This is a genomic window from Agrobacterium sp. LAD9 (assembly GCF_003031125.1).
In the GTDB taxonomy this organism is placed as follows: domain Bacteria; phylum Pseudomonadota; class Alphaproteobacteria; order Rhizobiales; family Rhizobiaceae; genus Agrobacterium; species Agrobacterium radiobacter.
In genome coordinates this window covers 58,625-79,907 of the sequence record NZ_PHGS01000031.1, presented here as the reverse complement: position 1 = coordinate 79,907, position 21,283 = coordinate 58,625, and the positions used below count along the sequence as shown (strand labels likewise).

General features: G+C 56.7%; 23 protein-coding genes. 20 read left to right on the top strand and 3 right to left on the bottom strand.

What is annotated here, in order from left to right:
• Positions 1 to 130 precede the first annotated feature (130 nt).
• Complete coding sequence (locus DA915_RS27695; RefSeq protein WP_107677932.1) at positions 131 to 883, bottom strand: RraA family protein; 753 nt, start codon at positions 881 to 883, stop codon at positions 131 to 133.
• Positions 884 to 983: 100 nt separating this feature from the next.
• Positions 984 to 1,868 carry an SMP-30/gluconolactonase/LRE family protein gene (locus tag DA915_RS27690; protein ID WP_202864258.1) on the bottom strand — a complete coding sequence of 295 codons (885 nt, stop codon included), beginning with the start codon at positions 1,866 to 1,868 and terminating at the stop codon, positions 984 to 986.
• 279 nt (positions 1,869 to 2,147) lie between these two features.
• Here DA915_RS27690 and DA915_RS27685 point away from each other — a divergent pair, with 279 nt between their 5' ends.
• The 19 genes from DA915_RS27685 to DA915_RS27590 all read left to right on the top strand — a co-directional run bounded on the left by DA915_RS27685 (position 2,148) and on the right by DA915_RS27590 (position 19,053).
• Positions 2,148 to 2,504 carry an EthD domain-containing protein gene (locus tag DA915_RS27685; protein ID WP_107677931.1) on the top strand — a complete coding sequence of 119 codons (357 nt, stop codon included), beginning with the start codon at positions 2,148 to 2,150 and terminating at the stop codon, positions 2,502 to 2,504.
• 2 nt (positions 2,505 to 2,506) lie between these two features.
• The gene (locus tag DA915_RS27680; RefSeq protein WP_107677930.1) at positions 2,507 to 2,725 is read left to right on the top strand and encodes a hypothetical protein; all 219 of its coding nucleotides are present in this window, start codon (positions 2,507 to 2,509) and stop codon (positions 2,723 to 2,725) included.
• On the top strand, positions 2,722 to 4,128 hold the full coding sequence (locus DA915_RS27675) for an amidase (RefSeq protein ID WP_107677929.1): 1,407 nt from the start codon (positions 2,722 to 2,724) through the stop codon (positions 4,126 to 4,128). The genes DA915_RS27680 and DA915_RS27675 overlap by 4 nt, the downstream gene beginning before the upstream one ends.
• A 13-nt stretch (positions 4,129 to 4,141) precedes the next feature.
• Positions 4,142 to 4,801 (top strand): nitrile hydratase subunit beta, encoded by a 660-nt coding sequence (gene nthB, locus DA915_RS27670; protein ID WP_107677928.1) that lies wholly within the window; start codon positions 4,142 to 4,144, stop codon positions 4,799 to 4,801.
• A gap of 55 nt (positions 4,802 to 4,856) precedes the next feature.
• Positions 4,857 to 5,531 carry a nitrile hydratase subunit alpha gene (nthA, locus tag DA915_RS27665; protein WP_107677927.1) on the top strand — a complete coding sequence of 225 codons (675 nt, stop codon included), beginning with the start codon at positions 4,857 to 4,859 and terminating at the stop codon, positions 5,529 to 5,531.
• 25 nt (positions 5,532 to 5,556) lie between these two features.
• Positions 5,557 to 5,922, top strand: a complete 366-nt coding sequence (locus DA915_RS27660; RefSeq protein WP_202864257.1) for a nitrile hydratase accessory protein — start codon at positions 5,557 to 5,559, stop codon at positions 5,920 to 5,922.
• A 75-nt stretch (positions 5,923 to 5,997) separates the two neighbouring features.
• Positions 5,998 to 6,312 carry an NIPSNAP family protein gene (locus DA915_RS27655; RefSeq protein ID WP_107677925.1) on the top strand — a complete coding sequence of 105 codons (315 nt, stop codon included), beginning with the start codon at positions 5,998 to 6,000 and terminating at the stop codon, positions 6,310 to 6,312.
• Between the two features lie 372 nt (positions 6,313 to 6,684).
• A complete protein-coding gene (locus DA915_RS27650) occupies positions 6,685 to 7,281 on the top strand; it encodes a hypothetical protein (protein WP_153064606.1) in 597 nt (198 codons plus the stop codon).
• Positions 7,282 to 7,386: 105 nt separating this feature from the next.
• Positions 7,387 to 8,415, top strand: coding sequence for an ABC transporter substrate-binding protein (locus tag DA915_RS27645; RefSeq protein WP_192886684.1), 1,029 nt, complete (start codon positions 7,387 to 7,389; stop codon positions 8,413 to 8,415).
• A 2-nt stretch (positions 8,416 to 8,417) separates the two neighbouring features.
• A complete protein-coding gene (locus DA915_RS27640) occupies positions 8,418 to 9,269 on the top strand; it encodes an ABC transporter permease (protein ID WP_153064605.1) in 852 nt (283 codons plus the stop codon).
• Complete coding sequence (locus DA915_RS27635; RefSeq protein ID WP_107677921.1) at positions 9,266 to 10,066, top strand: ABC transporter permease; 801 nt, start codon at positions 9,266 to 9,268, stop codon at positions 10,064 to 10,066. Before DA915_RS27640 ends, DA915_RS27635 begins: the two co-directional genes overlap by 4 nt.
• A gap of 28 nt (positions 10,067 to 10,094) precedes the next feature.
• The gene (locus tag DA915_RS27630) at positions 10,095 to 11,174 is read left to right on the top strand and encodes an ABC transporter ATP-binding protein (protein WP_107677920.1); all 1,080 of its coding nucleotides are present in this window, start codon (positions 10,095 to 10,097) and stop codon (positions 11,172 to 11,174) included.
• A 603-nt stretch (positions 11,175 to 11,777) separates the two neighbouring features.
• Complete coding sequence (locus DA915_RS27620) at positions 11,778 to 13,010, top strand: ABC transporter substrate-binding protein (RefSeq protein ID WP_371412734.1); 1,233 nt, start codon at positions 11,778 to 11,780, stop codon at positions 13,008 to 13,010.
• A complete protein-coding gene (locus DA915_RS27615) occupies positions 13,007 to 13,963 on the top strand; it encodes a carbohydrate ABC transporter permease (RefSeq protein WP_371412733.1) in 957 nt (318 codons plus the stop codon). The genes DA915_RS27620 and DA915_RS27615 overlap by 4 nt, the downstream gene beginning before the upstream one ends.
• 49 nt (positions 13,964 to 14,012) lie before the next feature.
• The gene (locus DA915_RS27610) at positions 14,013 to 14,858 is read left to right on the top strand and encodes a carbohydrate ABC transporter permease (RefSeq protein WP_371412732.1); all 846 of its coding nucleotides are present in this window, start codon (positions 14,013 to 14,015) and stop codon (positions 14,856 to 14,858) included.
• Between the two features lie 4 nt (positions 14,859 to 14,862).
• A complete protein-coding gene (locus tag DA915_RS27605) occupies positions 14,863 to 15,939 on the top strand; it encodes an ABC transporter ATP-binding protein (RefSeq protein ID WP_107677916.1) in 1,077 nt (358 codons plus the stop codon).
• A 14-nt stretch (positions 15,940 to 15,953) separates the two neighbouring features.
• Positions 15,954 to 16,502 carry a carboxymuconolactone decarboxylase family protein gene (locus tag DA915_RS27600; RefSeq protein WP_107677915.1) on the top strand — a complete coding sequence of 183 codons (549 nt, stop codon included), beginning with the start codon at positions 15,954 to 15,956 and terminating at the stop codon, positions 16,500 to 16,502.
• A 37-nt stretch (positions 16,503 to 16,539) separates the two neighbouring features.
• Positions 16,540 to 17,283, top strand: coding sequence for an alpha/beta fold hydrolase (locus DA915_RS27595; RefSeq protein ID WP_371412731.1), 744 nt, complete (start codon positions 16,540 to 16,542; stop codon positions 17,281 to 17,283).
• Between the two features lie 57 nt (positions 17,284 to 17,340).
• Positions 17,341 to 19,053 (top strand): glycoside hydrolase family 3 protein, encoded by a 1,713-nt coding sequence (locus DA915_RS27590; protein WP_107677914.1) that lies wholly within the window; start codon positions 17,341 to 17,343, stop codon positions 19,051 to 19,053.
• Between the two features lie 43 nt (positions 19,054 to 19,096).
• On the opposite strand, the gene DA915_RS27585 is transcribed toward DA915_RS27590, so the two are convergent.
• Complete coding sequence (locus DA915_RS27585) at positions 19,097 to 20,467, bottom strand: PLP-dependent aminotransferase family protein (protein ID WP_107677913.1); 1,371 nt, start codon at positions 20,465 to 20,467, stop codon at positions 19,097 to 19,099.
• A gap of 273 nt (positions 20,468 to 20,740) precedes the next feature.
• On the opposite strand from DA915_RS27585, the gene DA915_RS27580 reads away from it, so the two are divergent.
• A complete protein-coding gene (locus DA915_RS27580; protein ID WP_107677912.1) occupies positions 20,741 to 21,223 on the top strand; it encodes an MSMEG_0572/Sll0783 family nitrogen starvation response protein in 483 nt (160 codons plus the stop codon).
• The last annotated feature ends 60 nt before the right edge of the window (positions 21,224 to 21,283 follow it).

The following is a 21,283-nucleotide window of genomic DNA, read 5'->3' as shown; positions in this document are numbered from 1 at the left end:
TCGAGTTCTTCCGGGATCGTAGCGACTCTGCCTTCGAAAGAACTGTGGAGGTACACCTCTTGGGCTTCGTTGATCCAAGCTTAAGGCCGGCCTCTTGCCCTGTCCAGAAGGGCTGATCATTAGTGATATATCACTTCTTGCGCAACATCACCTCAGGGATCGGAGCGCCCGCATTGATCGCCGTTTGGCGGAGGGCCTCGCTGTCGGCAATCTTGCGTGCATGGCTAAGCACCTGCTCGGCCCGTTCGATTGGGACGAAGCACACACCTACATCATCCGCCAGGACAAGATCGCCTGGATTGACAGCTACACCGCAAATAGTAACGGGCACATTTATGCCGATTGTTCGGATGCGCCATTTGCCGGTAATCGGGCTGACGCTGCGCGACCAAATAGGATAACCGATTTCGCGGGAGTGATTGATGTCGCGCACTGCGCCATCAACGATAGCGCCGAGCTCACCCTGTCGTTTGGCGATGCTGGCAAGAAGGCCTCCCATATTGGAAATCGTATCCACGCCTTGCAGTACCAGCACGTCGCCGGGTTCTGCCAAATTATGTGCCTCCACGTCGGCAAGCATGGAAATGCCCATGCCGACAGCCACAGCGGGCGTATCGTCGCGCGGTACGTTGAGAACGGTAAGGGCACGCCCGACCATTCGCGCGCCCGGGGTCGTGGGTTTGAGAAAACCGCCAGCCACCGCACCGAAAATACAAAGCTCGTCCATGGCGTCGGAAGTCATGCCTGTCAAATCAGGCAGAGAACGGAACCCAGCAAGCAGTTCCGGCTTGATCGGCGGCAGTGTCATAGTACCGAATGCTTCAGCCGGAAGCCGGCCAAGCGTCGTCTTGACGACTCCGGGAAGTTTCTGATCAGTCTTCATAATTTACCTTTTTAGCCTAAAATCGGGCTCGGCGTTAGACGGCGAACGAACGGGTGGCAACCGAGATCGGCGAGTACGCTTTCGAACATACCCGTCGGCGTCACCCGAGGAACTCGGGCTCGGGCAGGCCGACGACGCCGGCGTGAATTGCAAAGACACCTCCGGCATAAGGCTGCGCAGCGAGATCAGCTTCGCCCAGTCGCTGCGTGGCCGATGTAACATACAGAATGTCGAGGTTTGGGCCGCCAAACGAACAACTCGTAGGCGACGACACCGGCAACTCAATGACCCGATCCACGCGTCCGTCCGGCGTATAGCGCACGACGCGCCAGCCATCATATTCCGCGTTCCATAAGAATCCCTCGGCATCGACGGTGGAGCCATCTGGCCGGCCCTTGCGGTCGCGCGTTTCGGCGAAGAGTGTCTCGTCTGAGATCCTGCCGTTGTTTGCGTCGAATTTGAATGACCGGATTTGCATGCGATAAGTATCAGCGAAATACATGATCCGATCATCGGGACTCCAGCAAATGCTGTTCGGAACGATGATATCGCCCAGCATCTTCGTGGCCTGTCCATCCGGATCGAAACGGTAAAGAGATCCGGTCGGATCGCGCCGGACGTCGTTCATCGTGCCGCTCCAGAATCTGCCACGGCGGTCACAACGTCCATCATTGAACCGGTTTTCCGATTCATCTTCCTCCGGATCCGACAGGAACGTCAGTGCGCCGGTATCGAAATCAAACTTGTGAAGCCCGTTGCGCAAGGCAACAATCAGCTTTCCGGCGCCTGCGCTCCGTAAGCCGATGCTACCAACGAGACTCGGCATTGCGCGCGTTTCGGTCAGGCCCGTCACAGGATCATGACGAAAGGTGGCAGGAGCGCGGCTATCGACCCAATAGAGCTTTTGCTCTCGCGCGCTCCAGACAGGACTCTCACCGAGCTTGTTTCCGCCGTTAATAATACAATTTATACTGATTGCAGCCACTTGTTCTCCTCGCAAAGCCTTCTCGGGCTGAAGAAACGTTGACTCGACAGGCAACGTGTATGCTTGCGGAAGCTACACTTTCGGTTCGGCGTGGCAATTTCAAAGCCGTAATGCTCCCCATAACCCAGAATGATGTCGGGTATGCCGTACGCAAATTTGACGTCAGTGCGGGAGTTTCCCAAAGTGGCTCTGCATCGTCGGGCCGGTATTGATGGAAATGAGGCGGCAGGCAGGTGGAACCAATTCGGCGTCGTGTCGCCGTGGCACAGGTAGGGCAAGATGATCAAGACACTGACAATTCTAGCGAGGCGTGACGATTGGACTCATGAGGAGTTTGCCGAATACTGGCAAGAGATCCACGGTCCTATCGCACGCGACGTCAAGCAGATCAGGCGGTATGTGCAGTCCGAATTCCTGGAAGAGGTGATCCGCAAGGATATCGAGGAGATCGACCTGTCAGTCGATGGCATAGCTGAGGTCTGGTATGACAGTATCGAGAGCATGTGGGAGGCGCGCCAATCTCCGGAAGGCAAAGCGCTTCTGGCCGATGGAGCGAAATTCATCGGCCGCGCCCGCACGCTGGTCCTTCGCGAGCGGGAATTTATCCCGGGCGAGGGATCTGTGGAAAAGCGCTGAACATGAGCGGGGTCGCGGAAATCCCTGCCGTGAGCGCAGCGGAGCTGGATGCACTGCTGGAGCGCGCAGGCCTAAAAATCCGACCAGAATGGCAGCCGCAAATGTTGATCGAATACGCTCAACTGCGGATGAACATGAACGTCATTCACGAGCTTGCAAATTCATGCCCGGATCCGGTGAACATTCGGCAGCCAATAACCTTCGGCAGGGTTGAGGAATGAATTTTTCGGCGCTTTCTATCTCGGAACTCGGTGCACGGCTTCGCCGGCGGGAATTCTCCTCGGTTGAACTGACGCGGTGGACGCTGGAAAAGGCAGACAAAGTTGACGGAAGCATCCATGCTTTCATCCGAATCCTGCCGGAAAAAGCCTTAATGGACGCCGTAAAGGCGGACCGGGCGTTTGCTGCCGGGATAGATCTTGGCCCCATGCAGGGAATCCCCTACGCCGCCAAGGACCTGTTCGATGTCCGGAACGTTGCGACCACCTGCCATTCCAAATTCGGGCTGGGCGCCGTCGCGGATGCTGACGCCGGCGCCATCGAACGGTTGCAGAATGGCGGCGCAGTCCTTATCGGTAAGACGGCGACCTTCGAATATGCGCTCTACGGACCAGATCCGGAACTGCCATTTCCTCTGGCCAGAAATCCATGGAACCTCATGCACTATACCGGAGGCTCCTCGAGCGGGTCCGCGGCGGCAATTGCAGGCGGCGTGCTCAGGATGGCGCTGGGCACCGATACGGGAGGCTCTATCCGCACCCCTTCTTCCTGGTGCGGGACCGTGGGCTTGAAGCCGACTTTCGGCAGAGTGACAAGACGCGGCTGCTTTCCTCTGTCTGGCTCGCTCGATCACTGCGGTCCTCTGGCTCGCAGTGTCTCTGACGCCGCGATAGCCCTTCTGGTCCTGGCAGGACACGATCCGGCCGACCCCGACTGTCATGACGGTCCGGTTGCCGACTATATCAGCGGGCTGGACAAGCCGGTTTCGGGGCTACGTATCGGGATTGCCCGCCAACTTCTAGAGACCGCGTCCCAGGAAACGCTTGCGGGCGTCGAGAGAACGGCAATGCTCCTACAATCCGAAGGCGCGGAGATTTTCGAGGTCGAGACACCAACGCTGCTGCAATTTGGCTCCGTCGTCCGCGCGCTGCTGATCATCGAAGGATTTCACGTTCATGAACAGAGGATGCGCGGTCGCATAGACGATTTCGGCCCCCTTTCGGCGCGCCGGCTGGCGCTTGCGGCCGGCTATACGGCCGCGGACTATTTGGCCGTCCTGAAAGCCCGCCGCCTTCTCGCCGAAGCAATCTCGTCGGTCATGCGAAAATGCGATGTGTTGTTGTGCGCGACGACGCCGGGTACAGCGCCTGCCCTGACGCAGACGGCAACTCCTTTCGATCCCTTGACCCCCTCGATGACTAACCCTCAAAATGTCATGGGCAATCCGGCGATCAGTGTCCCGATTGGACTGGACATTAAGGGCCTTCCCTTGGCCGTACAATTGGTCGGGCGGCTGTTCGGCGAGGCAAGTCTCCTTCAGGTGGCAAACGCTGTGGAACGTTTGTCAGGATGGCGCACGACGGAATTGCCGGCGTTGGAAGATCAGAAGCAATCGCCGCCATGATGGAGATGAATCGATGAACGGTATCCACGATATGGGAGGTATGCACGGCTTCGGAAAAATCCCGGGCATTGATGGACCAGAGCCATTCCATCATGATTGGGAACGCCGGATGTTTGCCCTCAATTTCGCAGTTGGTGGCCTAGGCCTTTGGAACATCGATATGTCCCGAGCAGAAATGGAGGCAACACCGCCGGAAGAATATCTTGCGGGCGACGATTATTTCCGGAGGTTCCTTCTCCGGCTCGAGAGGCTCGTGGTCAAGCACGCGTTGGTGTCGCAAGAGGAACTGACTGCGGGTTTAGAAAGGGAGCCAGCCCGGACAGGATTGAACACCCTTAGGCCCCAGCAGGTTGAGACAATGGTCCGCAACGGTAGTTCCTCGATGCGGCCATCCACGCGGCAAGCCAGGTTCCAAGTGGGGGATCGCGTCCGCGCGCTGCGGATCAATCCGGCAACGCATACCCGCTTGCCACGCTACATTCGCGGTTGCGAAGGTGTGATCAAGCTCATGCAGGGCGTCCATGTCTTTCCCGATGCCAGCGCCCTGGGCAACCAGGATCAGCAATGGCTCTACTCAGTTCTTTTCGACGGCGTCGACGTCTGGGGCAAGGATGCCGCGCCGGGCCTCGAAATCGTCGTTGATGCATTCGAACCCTATCTGGAACCAGCCTGAACCGGGGACACAGACGCCCTCCATTTGAAATCTCACCCTGACCGAGACGAGCGACATGACCGACCACGATGACGAGTACCACCATAACCACGACGACGATCATTCGCATCTTTCCGAGACAGAGCTTCGTGTCCGCGCGCTGGAGAGCATTCTGGTCGAAAAGGGTTACGTCGATCCGCAGACCCTCGAGGCGATCCTTCAGACCTACGAAGAAAAGATCGGGCCGAGAAACGGCGCCCGCGTTGTGGCCCGCGCATGGTCGGATCCGGAGTTCATGGAATGGTTGCTGCGGGACAGCACTGCGGCCATCGCATCGATGGGTTACACGGGCAGACAGGGAGAGCATATAGTCGCTTTGCTCAACACGCCGGAGGTGCACAATGTCGTCGTCTGTACCTTGTGCTCCTGCTATCCGTGGCCGATCCTCGGCCTGCCTCCCGCTTGGTACAAATCCGCAGCTTACCGCTCGCGGGTCGTGATCGAACCCAGAAATGTGCTAGCCGAATTCGGCTTGACCCTTCCCGAGGAGACCAAGGTCCGCGTTTGGGACTCAACTGCTGAGATGCGCTACATCGTCATCCCCATGCGGCCAGTTGGAACCGAGGGCTGGAGCCCGGAACAGCTGGAAGAGCTCGTCATCAGGGATTCTATGATCGGCGTCCGCCGGGCGCGGCCCCCAGGGAAGCCTTCCAACACAACGACGGACAGGAGCGCGTCAAATGCCCGGTAAAGACTGCAAGGCAGCGGAAGCTGCGGTGAAACCTATCGTTTGGGACAACGAAGGTCAGGTGGTTTTCGGCGCGCCTTGGCAGGCCCAGATCTTCAGCATGACGGTCGCCCTCCACGAAGCCGGCCTCTTCAGCTGGAGCGCGTGGACCGATGTCTTTTCGGCCCGACGCCGCGCCAGCAGCGCTTCGGGCAAACCGGACACTAGCCAGACCTACTACGAAGACTGGCTGGACGCCCTGGAAACGCTCACCGCCAGCCTGAACCTCGCACCCCAGGGAGATCAGGTTCGATACAGGAGCGCCTGGCGTGACGCGGCGCAGCGCACTAGGCACGGTCATCCGATCGAACTGCAGTCTGCAGATTTCAAGGATTCCGGCCATCACCAGCCTTAGGCCCATGTTACCTCATTTCACGACCGAAGACGAAAGTCTTCACCCTGATGCAACCCCGTTTCGGTGGACCACGACATGATCATCGACCATCGCACCTACACCGTCAAACATGGACTCATGGAAGACTATCTGATGCGCTTCGAACGGGACGCATTGCCCGTGCAATTGCGCCACCTCGGCCGCTACATCGGCACCTTCAAGTCGGATATCGGCCCGCAGAACCAGGTCATACACCTCTGGGCATACGAGGATATCGGCGACAGGGAGGCCCGAAGGGCCGCCATGGCCGCCGATCCGGAGTGGCAGGCCTTTCTGGTCAGCAACCGCGGAACGTTTGTCGAGCAGGAAAACAAGATTTTGAAGCCGACCGCCTTTTCATTGCTCCGTTAGGAAACCTGTCTCGCTGAAAACGGTCCGGCCATCCGGACATTTAAAGCGCCCAAGCGCGCGCAAAGATGTGGTCTCCAAATGGCACGCGCTTGCGCATTGTTGTGTTTGCCCAATCCCGTCGCCTAACTATCTCGCCAACCATAACCCCGGGTGATGACGCCCATAATGCTTGCCAATTTGACGATTTCGACCCCGCCCATACACTGTTTGACCATAAGGATCGCCGAGCGGAACACAGGTCGCAGGGCCGGAAGACTAGCTTTCAGCCATTCGTGACGGCGCGAATTATCGCTCGAAACAGCAAGATCCACTCGCACACCAGCCTGCGAGACGTTCAACAGGGAACCGTAATTCAATGACCGGGAGCAGAATGTGGAAACGTGTGACGGACTGATCGTCGTGTGGATGAACGTAGCTGCGCAGCACGACGAAGAACTGAACGACTGGTATGAAGGCGAACATGTCGCGGAGGTTGCCGGCATCAATCGCATTCACAACGTCCAGCGTTTCTTCGATGCATCGCACCCCCTGCGCTTCATGGCAATGTTCGAATGCGCCGACGAGTTCGTCGAGACCGAGGCCGGCTTTCAGGCCATGGTGGAGAACGCGACCCCGTGGACCCGGCGGATCAGAAAGCTCTTCGGCGAGCAAAGGCGACGCGGCAATTACCGCAGGCTAAAGGTCGAGGGAGACGCCAAGGCTCCCGCCGCGCTCCTCGTGGTCCAGGCGCAGGATGCTCCCGCCGAGAGCGCATTCGAACGCGTGCGGCCACTCGGCTGCCTGCGCTACCGCGCATTTGCTCAGATGCCTCCCGCAAATTCGTTCAGGCCCGAAAACAGATATCTCGAGGTCTATGATTTCGACTCAGTTGCAGCAGCGGAGGCGGCTCGCTCACAGCCAACATTCGACACCCGCGCTGACATCTCGGTGCGGACAAGTATCGGCACGCCGAAATTCGCATCGCGTTGACGCGGACAGATGGCGAGCGGTCGGCTGCGGACACCGGCTCTGCCAAACGGTCTCATGAGCCAGACAATACCAGCGAAGATCAATAACATAAAAAGGGAACCACCCATGTCTTATCATCAGAAGCTTCAAAAGATCAGTTTGGCAGCGGCGCTTGCGTTTGCAGGGAGCACGGTTGCATCGGCCCAGGAGGTCAAGGAAGTCCGGCTTCTCGAAATGGGAGGCATCTCCGGCGATGCCGTTCAGGCAGCCTATATCGAACCGTTCACCCGGAAGACAGGAATCCAGGTTGTCCGCGAAAACCCTGCCTCCCTGGGAAAGATCAAGGCAATGGTGAGCTCAGGCAAGCCGACGAGCGACATGGTACTGGTGACCGACGGCTGGCTCGCCCAAGCCAAGCAGGAGGGGCTGCTGGAACCGCTCGACTGGAAGGCAATCGATCCGCAACCGATCATGCCCGGTGCGCGGGACGATTACGCCATCGGCTGGTCCTACGCCTCGGCGGTCATGGCGTGGAACAAGGAAGCCAAGCCGCTCAAGACCTGGGCCGACTTCTGGAACGTCAAGGACTTCCCCGGCAAGCGCAGCCTTCCGGACAACCCTTCGATCGTCATTCCCGCCGCACTGCTTGCCGACGGCGTTGCGAAGGACAAGCTTTATCCTCTCGATCTCGACCGGGCGTTCAAGAAACTGAAGGAGATCCGTCCGGCGATATCAGTCTGGTGGACCTCGACAGGGCAATCGGCCCAGCTCCTGATCGACAAGGAAGTGACATACGGCGTTACCTATAACGGACGCGTCTACGGCAAGCCGGGTATAGATTTCACCTTCAACGAGGCCTATCTTGAGCTGTCGTGGTGGGGCGTGCCCAAAGGAACATCGCCCGAACGCAAGGCTGCGGCCATGAAGTTCTTCCATGAAATCTCCGTTCCCGAAAACGAAGCGGTATTCATGAAGATGGTCCCCTATTCCGGCGCGAGCACCATGCTCGATGAACTGTTGCCGGCCGACAAGCGCGCCGACTATCCGACCACCGCAGGCAACGCCAGCCTGCAGTGGACCGCCAACCGCGACGAGTGGCAGAAGGTCGCTTCCTCAGCGGAAAAGCGCTGGCAACAATTCAAGCTGGGTCTGTGATCTTGTTGATCTTTCCAACATGGACGAGGCGGTGGGGGTATCTCCTGCCGCTTGTCGCCTTCATCCTGTTCGCCTTCGACCTGCCGGTCGTGCGAATGCTCCTGGTGAGCTTCGAAAATCCCGACGATCGACTGAGGGCGTTCCGGGAGTTGCTGGAAACGCCTGTCTACCTCGGCGTTGTCCTGGTAACCTTCGAAATCGCCTTTGCAACCGCCGTTCTGACCGGGGTTTTGGGCTATATTCTGGCCTACTGGATATACACGATCAGGTCAGCCAGATGGCGCATGTTCCTGCTGGGCACAGTGGGCATGACCTTCTGGATCAGCATCCTGGCGAGGACTTACGCCTGGATCGTCGTTCTGGGTAACAACGGTATCGTCAACCGTATTCTTCTTGACCTTCGATTCGTGGACCAGCCTGTTTCGATGATCTACAACGAGTTGGGAATTCTGGTTGGCACCGTCAACGTACTTCTTCCTATCGCGGTTCTCCCGTTGTATGCGGCAATGAACAATGTCGATATTCGTCTTATGTCCGCCGCGCGCAGCCTTGGTGCGAGCGAGTTACGCATATTCTGGCAGATATTCTTTCCATTGACTGTCCCAGCCCTCGCCGCCGGCTCGATGCTCGTCTTCATCTTGACACTTGGCTTCTTTGTCACACCGGCCATCCTCGGAGGTAACCGCGTTCCCATGGTGGCGACTGTTCTCGACAGCCTGATCAACGTCGTATCGGACTGGCAGCTTGCCGCCGCATTATCAAGCGTCCTGCTCCTTGTTACGGTTGTGCTTTATCTCGTTTACAAGAAGCTGCTGGACCTTTCAGCGACACAGGCGAAAGCTGGAAAACTATGAACAATCCCCGTGGCAAGACAAGGATTCTCGTTCCGCTTTGCGGCGCTCTGATCTTCTTGTTTCTTTGCATGCCGATCTTGATCACCTTGCCCATGTCCTTTTCGGACTCCGACACATTGCAGTTTCCGCCTTCCGGGTTTTCACTGCGGTGGTATGAGAATTTTGTCCAAAGCCCGGTCTGGGTACAGGCAATGTCCACTTCCTTGCAGCTCGCAGCGGTGTCCAGCGTGATTGCCCTTACTCTTGGCTCGCTGGCCGCCTACGGTCTTGTGAGGGGCAATCTCGTCGGTTCGATCGGCCTGGAAGCCCATTTTATGGCCCCGATGATCATCCCCAACATCATAACGGCGATCGCCTTGTATTTTGCTTTCGCCAAGCTGGACATGCTGGGCACGTTCGCAGGACTGGTGATCGCTCATGCCCTGGTTGCAATTCCCTTCGTCATAACGGTTGTGACCGGAGCGTTACGCGCCTTCGATGTACGTATCGAGCAAAGCGCACGATCGCTTGGCGCCAAATGGCCTCGAATCCTGCTGTCGATTGTCATTCCCAATATCTATCCGGCCCTCTTCGTCGCCTGGATATTTTCCTTCGTCATCAGTTTCGACGAAGTTATTCTGACATACTTCCTCTCCGGGACATATGTGACGATCCCCAAGGAAATGTTCACCCAACTTCAAGAGCAGGTTGATCCGACCATTACCGCAGTCTCCTCGTTGCTGATCGCCGGCAGCCTGCTGTTGTTGCTTGCCACCGCGCGACTTTCGGTACGCCTGGCGTCGGAAAACCGCGGGTGACGTCTGCGTACCTCACAGGAACAAAAAAATGGCACAAGTGGAAATCAAATCGATCACCAAGAATTATAGCAACGTGGTGGCCTTGGATGATATCAATCTGACAGTGTCAGAAGGCGAATTCCTGACACTGCTCGGGCCAAGCGGCTCGGGGAAGACGACCCTTTTGAATATGATTGCGGGTCTCGGCACACCAGATACTGGACGCATCCTCATTGGAGGCTCGGACATTACCCATGTCGCAAGCTCGAATCGTAACATCGGGATCGTGTTTCAAAGCTATGCCCTTTTCCCACACATGACTGTCTTTGATAACGTCGCATTCCCGCTTCGGGTGCGCCGCAAGCCCGCGGAGGTTATTCGCAGCGAGGTGGAAACTGTCCTGAAGCGGGTGAAGCTGCAAGATTTTGCAGCGCGCAAGCCTTCCGAACTGTCGGGTGGCCAGCAGCAGCGCGTAGCGCTTGCGCGAGCGATCGTCTTCCAGCCGTCCATACTCCTTCTCGATGAGCCGTTGGGAGCGCTGGACAAGAATCTCCGTGAGGAGCTTCAGTTCGAACTGCGCCAATTGCAAAAGTCGATCGGAATCACGACGATCATGGTGACGCACGATCAGGAAGAAGCAATGTCGCTCTCGGACAGGATCGCAGTCTTCAAATCCGGAAGGATCGAACAGGTGGGAGAGCCGCGAGACATCTACATGCGGCCCGCAAACGAATTCATCGCCAACTTCTTCGGCTCCAACAATATATTTAGTGGAACTGTAATGCTTCGATGCGGCAAGACTGTGCTGACATCCGAGGATGGATTTGACATAGCCATCATCAAACCCGGAGCTGCTGCCGGCAAGTCGATGGAAGTGATGTTACGGCCCGAGAGCATTGCGATCGGCCCTCCGGGCCAGCCGGGCTCCCTGTCGGGTGTCGTCATCGGCAGCGTTTATCTAGGTTCGACCGTGCGGTATCGCGTCAGCCTTTCCGGAGGCAGGGTTGTTTCGGTGCAGGCTTCTGCCAAGGATTGTGTTTTCTTGGAAAACGATCCGGTGTGCATTTGGTGGAATGCACACGAGGTACGCGTTCTTTCCGCCCAAATGGAGGCGGCGCTCGTAGTCTGATCGACCAAAACCCGCATTGGACACGAAATTGGAATTTTCCGAAACCTAAACCGACACGGCGATGTGTTTAAGCATCCAGCAAAGTCGCAGAGACTTCGGTTCTGGCGCATCGCTATGATGAGCTGAAATGGCGCTCAATGTTGATCCTCTATTTTGACCCTGACGCGGGATTGCTGCTGTTGCAGGCGACGAACCGGCTGATTCTGGGGGAAGGATCAGCATATCGAAGGTCCGATCTGGCGAACGTTCAGAGCTTGGGCGTCAACCATGCTTCAACTATGAAAATTCGTCCGCTCTTCTTTGGACCGAGGGTCATAGGGTGGCGGTGTCCATCCTTCGGATGCCCCTTCTTTGCCCGCCAAGATCGTGAGAGCCTTATTGGGGTGAACCGACGCTTGCCCGGTAACTGGACGCCATTTTCTTTGTCAACCTCATCATGGGCTGCTGGCCATACCATCATGATTATCGTGGACCACGACTGGTTGCGACAGGCCCAATGTCAGATTAGCCAAAGGCCAACCAAGAGTCTCCATCAACGCCAGTGAAGATGTCTGTATTAATCGTTTTAATTCTTATTGCTAGGATGATGCAAAGGAGGTGCATGTGAAACACTGGTTGTACGCAACGGTTGCCGCATGGGGGCTGGTCACTGCTACCGCTGCTGAGGCTACCGAGCTGGAGGTAACGCACTGGTGGACGTCCGGTAGTGAAGCCGCGGCCGTTCGGGTGCTTGCAGAGGCATTCAACGCAACGGGTAATGTCTGGAAGGATGGCGCGATCGCCGGAGCGGGCGGTGTCGCCAGACCGCTCATCACCAGCCGCATCACCGGCGGAGATCCGATGGGTGCAACACAGTTCACGCATGGCAAAGCCATGAAGGAGCTGGTTCAGGCCGGCTTGATGCGTGATGTCACCGATCTCGCAAAACGCGAAGGCTGGCTCGATAAAATTCGCCCGCAGTCGCTGCTGGAAGATTGCACCTATGAGGGGCGCGTCTATTGCGTGCCGTCCAATATCCATTCACAGCAGTGGCTTTGGCTCGGACACAAGGCGTTCGAAACGGCGGGAATCCCGGTGCCCAGGGACTGGAACGAGTTCGTCGCGGCCGCGCCCGCCCTTGAAGAAAAGGGAATCGTTCCTCTCGCAACGGGGCGGCAGCCCTGGCAGATTCAGCTTCTCTTCAATGTGCTGATGGTTTCGATTGGCGGTCCCGAACTCTTCGAAAAGGTTTACGGGGATAAGGACACCGGCATCGCTGCCGGTCCGGATGTTGCGAAGGTCTTTGCGGCCGCTGCGGATGCACGACGCTTGTCGAAAAAGTCGAATGTTCAGGAATGGAACACGGCGGCGCAGATGGTTATTGATGGCCGTGCGGCTGGACAGATTATGGGCGACTGGGTTCAGGGCGAATTTGAGCAGGCCGGGCTGACGGCTGGGAAGGATTATGATTGCCTCGCAGGACTGGGCGTTCATCCCTACATCACGACGGCAGGCGATGCGTTTTATTTCCCCAAGGTGAAGAGCAAGGATATTGAGGCGGCTCAAGAGGCGCTGGCGTCCACGATTGTCGACGCTGCCGTCCAGGTGAAATTCAGCCTGATCAAGGGCGCCCTGCCAGTGCGCGGTGACGTAGAGGTCAAGGATGCCAGCGTCTGTATGAAGAAGGGACTGGACATCTTGGCGAAGGGGCAGGTTATCCGCAGCGTCAATAGTCTGCTCTCGCCGGACTCGGTGGGACGCATCACTGACCTTGTCGTGGAGTTCTTCAGTGATGACAGCTTTACAGCAGAACGGGCGCAAAGCGAGTTCGTTGCAATCATCGCAGACGCCGACTGACGGGATCTAGCCGTGGGTCTCCACGGCACCTGCATTCGCTCCAAATTATGAGAAGAATTATGTCCAAGGTTGCTTTCAGGCGATGGCGGCTCGGCAACGCGAGCGCTCTCGCCGCTTCAATTCCCATGGTGTTAACGGCTTTGGTCGTGTACCTCGGCTGTACGCTGTGGACCATCGGTTATTCATTTACAAATTCGAGACTTCTTCCCAATGCAGAATGGGTGGGGCTTAGCCAGTATCAAAGGCTCTGGAACTCGCGCCGCTGGTTAATATCGATCGAAAATCTCGCCATCTACGGCGCGATGATGCTCGTTCTTTCGCTGGTGCTGGGTTTTGCACTGGCGGCGATGCTGGATCGAAAAATCCGTTTCGAGAATACCTTTCGGGCCATCTTTCTCTATCCCTATGCACTTAGCTTCATCGTTACCGGACTTGTGTGGCAATGGCTGCTCAATCCGGAATTCGGCATGCAGCGCTTTGTCCGGGAGCTTGGTTTCCCGAACTTCTCCTTCGATCCGCTTTATGACCCGCAACTGGTGCTGTTCGGCGTCATTGCCGCTGCACTCTGGCATGGTGTCGGGCTGGTAATGTGCCTGATGCTGGCAGGCCTACGCGGCATCGATGAAGATATCTGGAAGGCGACGCGGGTGGACGGAATTCCCACCTGGAAGACCTATCTTTTCGTTGTTCTGCCGATGATGCGTAACGTCTTCGTCACCGCACTCGTTCTCATTACCTCGGGTATCATCAAACTCTACGACCTCATCATTGCCCAAACGGGGGGAGGTCCCGGCCTTTCGTCTGAAGTGCCCGCGAAATACGTTTTCGACTATCTTTTCCAGTCGCAAAATCTCGGACAGGCATTCGCAGCTTCCACGATGATGCTGGTCGCCGTCACTTTTGTGATCATACCCTGGGCCATTCTCGAATTTGGAGGAAAAAAACGTGCCTGACTATCCGATTTCGCGCGTTGAGCCTCGCGGACCCAGGCCACAGCGGTTTATTTCGAAAGACAAGGTATTGCTTTATGGTGCCCTGATTGTCTTCGCCATTTACTATCTTCTTCCTCTCTATGTGATGGTCGTCACATCCTTGAAGGGAATGCCCGAAATCCGGCTTGGGAACATCTTTGCCCCGCCTGTCGAAATCACGTTTCAGCCTTGGGTCGAGGCCTGGTCGTCAACTTGTACGGGTCTAACCTGCGAAGGTCTTTCAAGAGGATTTTTCAACTCGTTGAAAATCACCATCCCGTCGGTGATCCTTTCGATCCTGGTCGCTTCCATCAATGGTTACGCTCTGGCCAACTGGCGTATCAAAGGAGCGGACGTCTTCTTTACGATCCTGATAGTCGGTGCATTCATTCCCTATCAGGTGATGATCTATCCGATCGTGATCCTGCTGAGGGAGATCGGTCTCTATGGTTCTCTGACGGGCCTGACGCTTGTCCACACCGTCTTCGGGATGCCGATCCTCACACTTCTTTTCCGGAATTACTTCAGCGCCATTCCCGAAGAACTTTTTAAGGCCGCCCGCGTTGATGGCGCCGGCTTCTGGGGGATCTATCTGAAAATCATGCTGCCGATGGCACTGCCCATCTTCACGGTCGCGGTTATTCTCCAGGTGACCGGCATCTGGAATGACTTCCTCTTCGGCGTGATATTCACCCGGCCCGAGAATTATCCCATGACCGTTCAGTTGAATAACATCGTCAACTCGGTGCAGGGCGTCAAGGAATACAACATCAATATGGCTGCAACCCTCCTCACAGGGCTTGTTCCTTTGTCGATCTACTTTCTCTCGGGAAAACTGTTCGTTCGCGGGATCGCAGCAGGCGCAGTCAAGGGATAAAGCCATGAACCAGAGCATCTCAATTCGCGAACTCAAGCTTAACTACGGCACCGTCGAGGTTCTGAAGAACCTCGATCTCGATATCGGTGAAGGGGAATTTCTTGTCCTTCTTGGCTCATCTGGCTGCGGAAAGTCGACTCTTCTCAACTGCATTGCAGGCCTCATTGAGCCGACCGATGGGCAAATCTTCATTAACGGTCGCAACGTGACCTGGGAGGAGCCCAGCAAGCGGGGTATCGGCATGGTATTCCAGTCATACGCGCTTTATCCGCAAATGACCGTTGCCGGAAATCTGTCCTTTGGCCTGAAAAATGCCGGTGTCGCGAAGGACATTATCGCAGAGCGGGTCAAAAGCGCAGCGTCAGTCTTGCAGATCGAACCTCTACTTGACCGCAAGCCATCCGCACTCTCGGGAGGCCAGCGTCAGCGCGTCGCGATCGGCCGCGCCCTTGTCAGAGACGTCGACGTTTTCCTGTTCGATGAGCCCTTATCCAACCTGGACGCAAAACTGCGTGCGGATCTGCGAGTGGAAATCAAACGTCTCCACCAAAAGCTGGGTAACACAATGATCTACGTCACGCATGACCAGGTGGAAGCGATGACGCTTGCTGACCGTATTGCTGTGATGAAGGGCGGCTCGGTGATGCAACTCGCAAGTCCGCAGGAAATTTACAATGCGCCAGCCAACAAATACGTGGCAGATTTCATTGGTTCGCCGTCGATGAATTTCTTCCAGGTCACTCTTGATGGAACGGCCCTGCATTTCGGTGGCTTACGCGTTCCGCTCGATGGCTACTCATTCTGTAGCGATCTGCGGCCGAAAAGTGCCTGGCTCGGTGTTCGCCCGGAGCACTTCACCGTTGGTGCTGCCTCTGATGGTGCGGATGTCCGGTTCGACACCGTCATTGAACTGGTAGAACCGATGGGAGCCGATACGCTCGTCTGGGCTAACTTTGCCGGCCAGACCTTAAGGTTCCGCATGGACGGACAGGCTGAAGTTTCCCGTGGAGCGACAATGCCCGTCGGTTTTTACCTGCAACGGGCGTCTCTTTTCGACTTCGACACTGAACAGCGACTGTAAAGGGAGGATCCGGAATGCGCCTTGCCGGACCTGATCTGGACAATCTGGATACTGAACAGAAGCGGGTTTACGACCTTATCGCCGGTGGCCCGCGTGGCCGTGTGCGGGGGCCTCTTGCCCTTTGGCTGCACAGGCCTCTCCTGGCTGAAGCCGCACAGAGCATGGGGCAATATTGTCGCTATGACTCTTCTGTAGCACCACGTCTGTCGGAGATCGCCATCCTCGCACTCGTCCGCTTGTGGAATGCGGAGCTTCCCTGGTATGCCCACAAGGCAGATGCTCTCAAGGCCGGGGTCGAGCCCGAGGTGATCGAGGCTATTCGCCTGGGTCGGGAGCCGCAGATCGCCGATGCCGCGGGCCGGGCCGTCTATCGCTTTGCGGTGGAAATCATCAATGAGCGCAAGGTTTCGGACAAAACCTACGCGGCTGCGCTTGAAGCCCTCGGAAGCGATGGTGTCGTCGATCTGGTCGGGATCATCGGCTATTATTCGCTGGTGGCAATGACGGTCAACACATTCGAACTCCCTCTCCCCGAGGGAGTACATCCCGACTTTCCGGGGTGAGGCCCGATAATCCGGTTCTCTTCAGGAACTCCAAACAATGATGCTACAGGAAATTGTCATGACGCAAAAATTATCCCGATCTTTCGTTCTGGTTCCCGGCGCCGGCCATGGTGGCTGGGTATGGCGGGATCTGGTGGCCTTGCTTGTCGCTGCAGGACACCGTGTCTTCACACCAACGCTGACGGGGCTGGGCGAACGCTCCCATCTGATCAGCGGCTCGATCACCCTTTCGACACATATCGACGATGTTGTGAATGTGTTTGAGTGGGAAGACCTGGACGACGTTGTCCTGGTAGGCCACTCCTATGCCGGTTGGGTTGTTTCCGGTGCGATGGAGAAGCTTGAAGGGCGTGTCAGCGGTCTCGTTTATCTGGATGCTTTCCTGCCTGACGATGGCCAGCGCGGGTTTGATTTCTTGAATGAACAGCAGAAAGCTGCGTTTCTGTCCGCGCAGGAGAGCGGGGAGATTTCGCGTCCGGGTCCAACCTCCACCGCGCTGAAAATTCAGGATAAAGCGAATGCGGCCTGGGTCGATTCCAAGATCACGCGGCAGCCGATCGGTGTCTCGCTGGAACCGCTTCACCTGACCGGCGCCCGCGATCGCGTGGCAACGAAAATATACGTGAGGACGCCGCTTTTCCCGCAACCGCTGTTCGACGATGCCCTTCTTCGTTGCGAAAAGGATCCCAGCTGGCAAACCGTAATCATGGAAGGATGTGGCCACGACCCAATGGTGGATCGGCCAGACGCGGTAGCGGATATTCTGACGAACATTCCGTAATCGCGATCTTGGGAAACCAGAAGGCGGATACGCACCGATGTAACGGCGAGGACATGAATGGCGAACGACGTAACAACCCTCTTGGGAAAGCTGCGCGAGAAGCCCTTTTATCTCGACACGGCTGGGCTTGCCTGGGTTGAAGAGACCTTTTTGTCGTTAAGCAAGGAGGAAAAAGTCGGGCAAATCCTCCTTCCGGTCAGCCGGGATCTTTCTGAACCAGCGCTTGATGGTCTCCTTGCCCATAACGTCGGCGGGCTTCATCGCATGATTAGGCGCGAAGAGGGAGATTTGCGCCGCAGCGCGCAATATGCCCAGTCACGGACCAAAGTGCCGCTTCTCATGGCGGGCGACATCGAATTCTCGGAAAAAAGCAGTCCCGCCGCGGGTACGGCATTCCCAAACCAGATGGCGGTGGGTGCAACCGGAGATGCTATTCACGCGCACCGAATGGGAACCATTGCCGCCAGGGAGGGCTCGTATCTGGGGTTCAACATCAGTTGGACCCCGGTGGGTGACCTCGCGATTAATTTTCGTTCGAGCGTCGTTAATACCCGCGCTTTTAGTGACGATGCTGATGCGGTCAACTCGTATGTCCGTGCCTATCATGAAGGTGTGCGGGCGGCGGGGTTGGCAACCTGCCTGAAACACTGGCCTGGTGATGGCGTAGATGAGCGTGACCAGCATTTCGTGACGACGGACAATACCATGGATATGGGCTGTTGGCGGAACAGCTTCGGCCGAATTTTCGCCGAGGCTGTTGCCAACGGCGTCCAAACCATCATGGCAGGCCACATCACCTTACCTGCCTACGCCGCTGAATTGGGCGCTCGGGCTTCGTGTAAAGGCTCCGTGCCCGCCTCCCTCAACCGCGACCTCAATGTCGGACTGCTGCGCGGCGAGTTGGGATTCAACGGACTGATCGTCTCCGACGCAACAGGCATGGTGGGCTTCGGGTCTCAGGGAAAACGGAACAAGATCGTTCCGCTCTGTATTGAAAACGGATGTGATGTTCTCCTGTTTCCGACCAACCTTGCCGACGACTTTCGCTTCCTGATGGCGGGACTGGACGATGGAACACTCAGCCACAATCGTCTCGACGAAGCCGTGCTCCGTATCCTTGGCTTAAAGGCATCGCTCGGACTTCATCTCGACTGCGGTGCCGTGCCGGACGAGGAGTGGAAAGCAAACTTGCTTGCCTCCGGCCAACATGCCGCGTGGGCTGAAGAAGCCGCACGAGATGCCGTGACGTTGGTCAAGGATACACAGCATATCCTGCCCTTGAAGCCTGAGAGGCATCGTAGAATTCTCCTGTCGTGGCTGGAAAACAGGGCAACGCCTTCCGGTCCGATGCCACAACTTCAGTTCGACCGGCTTTTAAGAGAGGCGGGATTCGAGGTGACGATTCTTCGGCCTGGTGGAGAGGTTGAACCAACGCGATACGATATTGGCATGTATGTCCTGGCTGATGAAGGTATGTCCGCTCGGGAGCATCTTGGCCCGCGTTGGGGGGATTTGCACGGGCCGTTTCCTGCTTCCATGGAGAGGTTATGGTACTATCTTCCCACGATTTACGTCTCGTTCGGCTCTCCATTTCTCCTTTACCACATGCCGGAATGTGAGACCTTCGTGAATGCCTATTCTCCAATACTGTCGATACAACGTGCGGCTGTTGCGGCATTGACCGGAGAAATTCCATTCTCGGGCAAAAGTCCCGTGGATCCTTTCTGTGGATTAGCAGACACTTTTCCGAGCCAGATATGGTCGGGATGAATGAACCTGCTGGCGATCTGTCCCCGATAACCCCGCACCTAGGTCATCCCATCCACCCTGCATCCGAAAGTGAGTTCGCCATAAACAGCAGGCCGGCACGCAACTCCTCACGCTGAATAATACCGCCAAGGCATACCCGAACGTGTTCGTCGGGCGTTCCCAATACCGTAAACGCATCAGAAGGCATTAGTCCCACATGTCGCCCGGCCATGCGTCCCATAAGCTCGGCCCTGCTTGCTCCGATCGGCAGCTTCAGCCAGATATTGAATGCCTCGGGTTCGCCGCGAAAGTCATGACCCACCAGTGTGTCAGCCACGATTTTCTGGCGGGCTGCGCTCTCCGTCCGGACAAAATGGCGGATGGCGTCAGCTGTCCCGTCCTCAATCCATCGTGTGGCGAGCGCCATGCAGATAGGTGAGGGCATGACATTAGTTGCGCGTAGCGCCTGCGCCAGCGAATATGCCGCTCTGGCGTTCGGAGCAACGGTGTATGCGAGACGAAGACCTGCGCCAAGGCATTTCGCGAGCCCGCCGATGTGCCAGGTCAGGTTTGGTGCCAGTGTTGCGAATGGCGCGGGCGCGACAGCCGGAATGAACCCGTAGGCGTCGTCCTCGATAAGCGGCAGTCTATGGCGGATAAGCACCTCTGCGATTTCCATCCGGCGCGCCTGCGGGATCGTGAGTGTTGTCGGGTTCTGAACCGTTGGATTAAGATATAGGGCCTTGGGCTGATATAGATGGATTGCGGCATCAAGAGCATCGGGCAAAACGCCGGAGCCATCCATTGGCAGGCCAATCAGTTGAAGCCCCATGCGCGCCGCAATGGCGCGCAGGCCGGGATAGGTGACCCCCTCGCATAAAACCACATCGCCCTGTCGGGTCATCGTCGACAATATTGCCGTGATTGTTGCATGAGCCCCAGGAGTGATCGCGATACGCTCAAGGCTCGGCACCATTCCACGTTTGGAGAGCCAGGATGATGCGGCTGTCTTGTCCTGTACCCCACCCGTGGTCGATTGATAGCGAAGCAACGATATGAGATTTGCCGATACAGTCCGTAAGCCTTCCTGCATTCGCTCCAGGAGATCGGGATCCTGAGGTTCGGGCGGCATGTTCATTGAAAGATCCTCATCGCGGGCGCGGCGAGGATCAATTTCGTGACGGGTATGTGCGGGGGCGTTGGCGAAGGTTCCGCGTCCGACATGGCTTTCGACCAGGCGACGTGCATGAGCTTCTGTGTAGGCGCGACTGACCGTTGTGAAATCGATGCCAAGACGCTCAGCGAGTTTGCGTTGGGGCGGCAATCTTTCTCCCGTTGCGATCTCTCCGCTCTTGATGGCTGTCTCGATCGCATCCGCGATCTGAAGGTAGCGCGGTTTGCCGTCGGGCTTGAGTACCGGAAGCCATTTCGTCATGTCGTTTTGATTCCTGGAAATTGTAGATTGTTTCATATTGTATGGATTCATTCTGCCGTGCGCAAGCCCGTTCTTCGGGTGCATCCTATAATCGAAAAATGCCAAAATTCGAGCTTCGCTTGCCTTTCCCAAGGCATTCTGGTGAGAAATAGTGCATCTTTATCCATTTTTTTGACGATTCGAGTTTTTATTGTATGTAGATTACACTTGCTATTGATTCATACAATTTCTATCGTACGCTTGGCCATCCCAACCGCAATAGGAGCGACGGAAATGCCCCAAGTCATGCAGGAACCCCACAAGGATGGCGACTTCTTCGTTGATTACGAATCAAAGGTTTTCGAGGACGTGAAAGCCGACCCTGGCGAGAAAGCCCTGGTGACGTTTCATACCGTCGCATTCGAAGGCTCTATCGGTCTGGTCAACATTCTCAACGCCATCCGTTTGCAGCGCAAAGGCTACGAGACGTCCATTCTGCTTTACGGCCCCGGCGTGACGCTCGGCATCCAGCGAGGCTTTCCCAAGCTCGGCGATGAAGCATTTCCGGGTCATCTGAATTTCAACAAGAACCTCGAGCGCTTCATGAAGGAAGGCGGCAAGGTCTATGCTTGTCGCTTTGCCCTGCAGGCGCTCTACGGCCACGGCGAGCCATCGCTCATTCCCGGCATTATTCCGATTCTACCGCAGGACGTGTTGGACTGTGTGCTGCTGCACAAGAAAGCCAACGCACTGATCATTGATACCTGGACGGTCTGATCCGCCCCGGGTGCTCCGGCAGGTCACTTTGCCGGGGCGCCCAGTTCCAGGTCGTTGCAA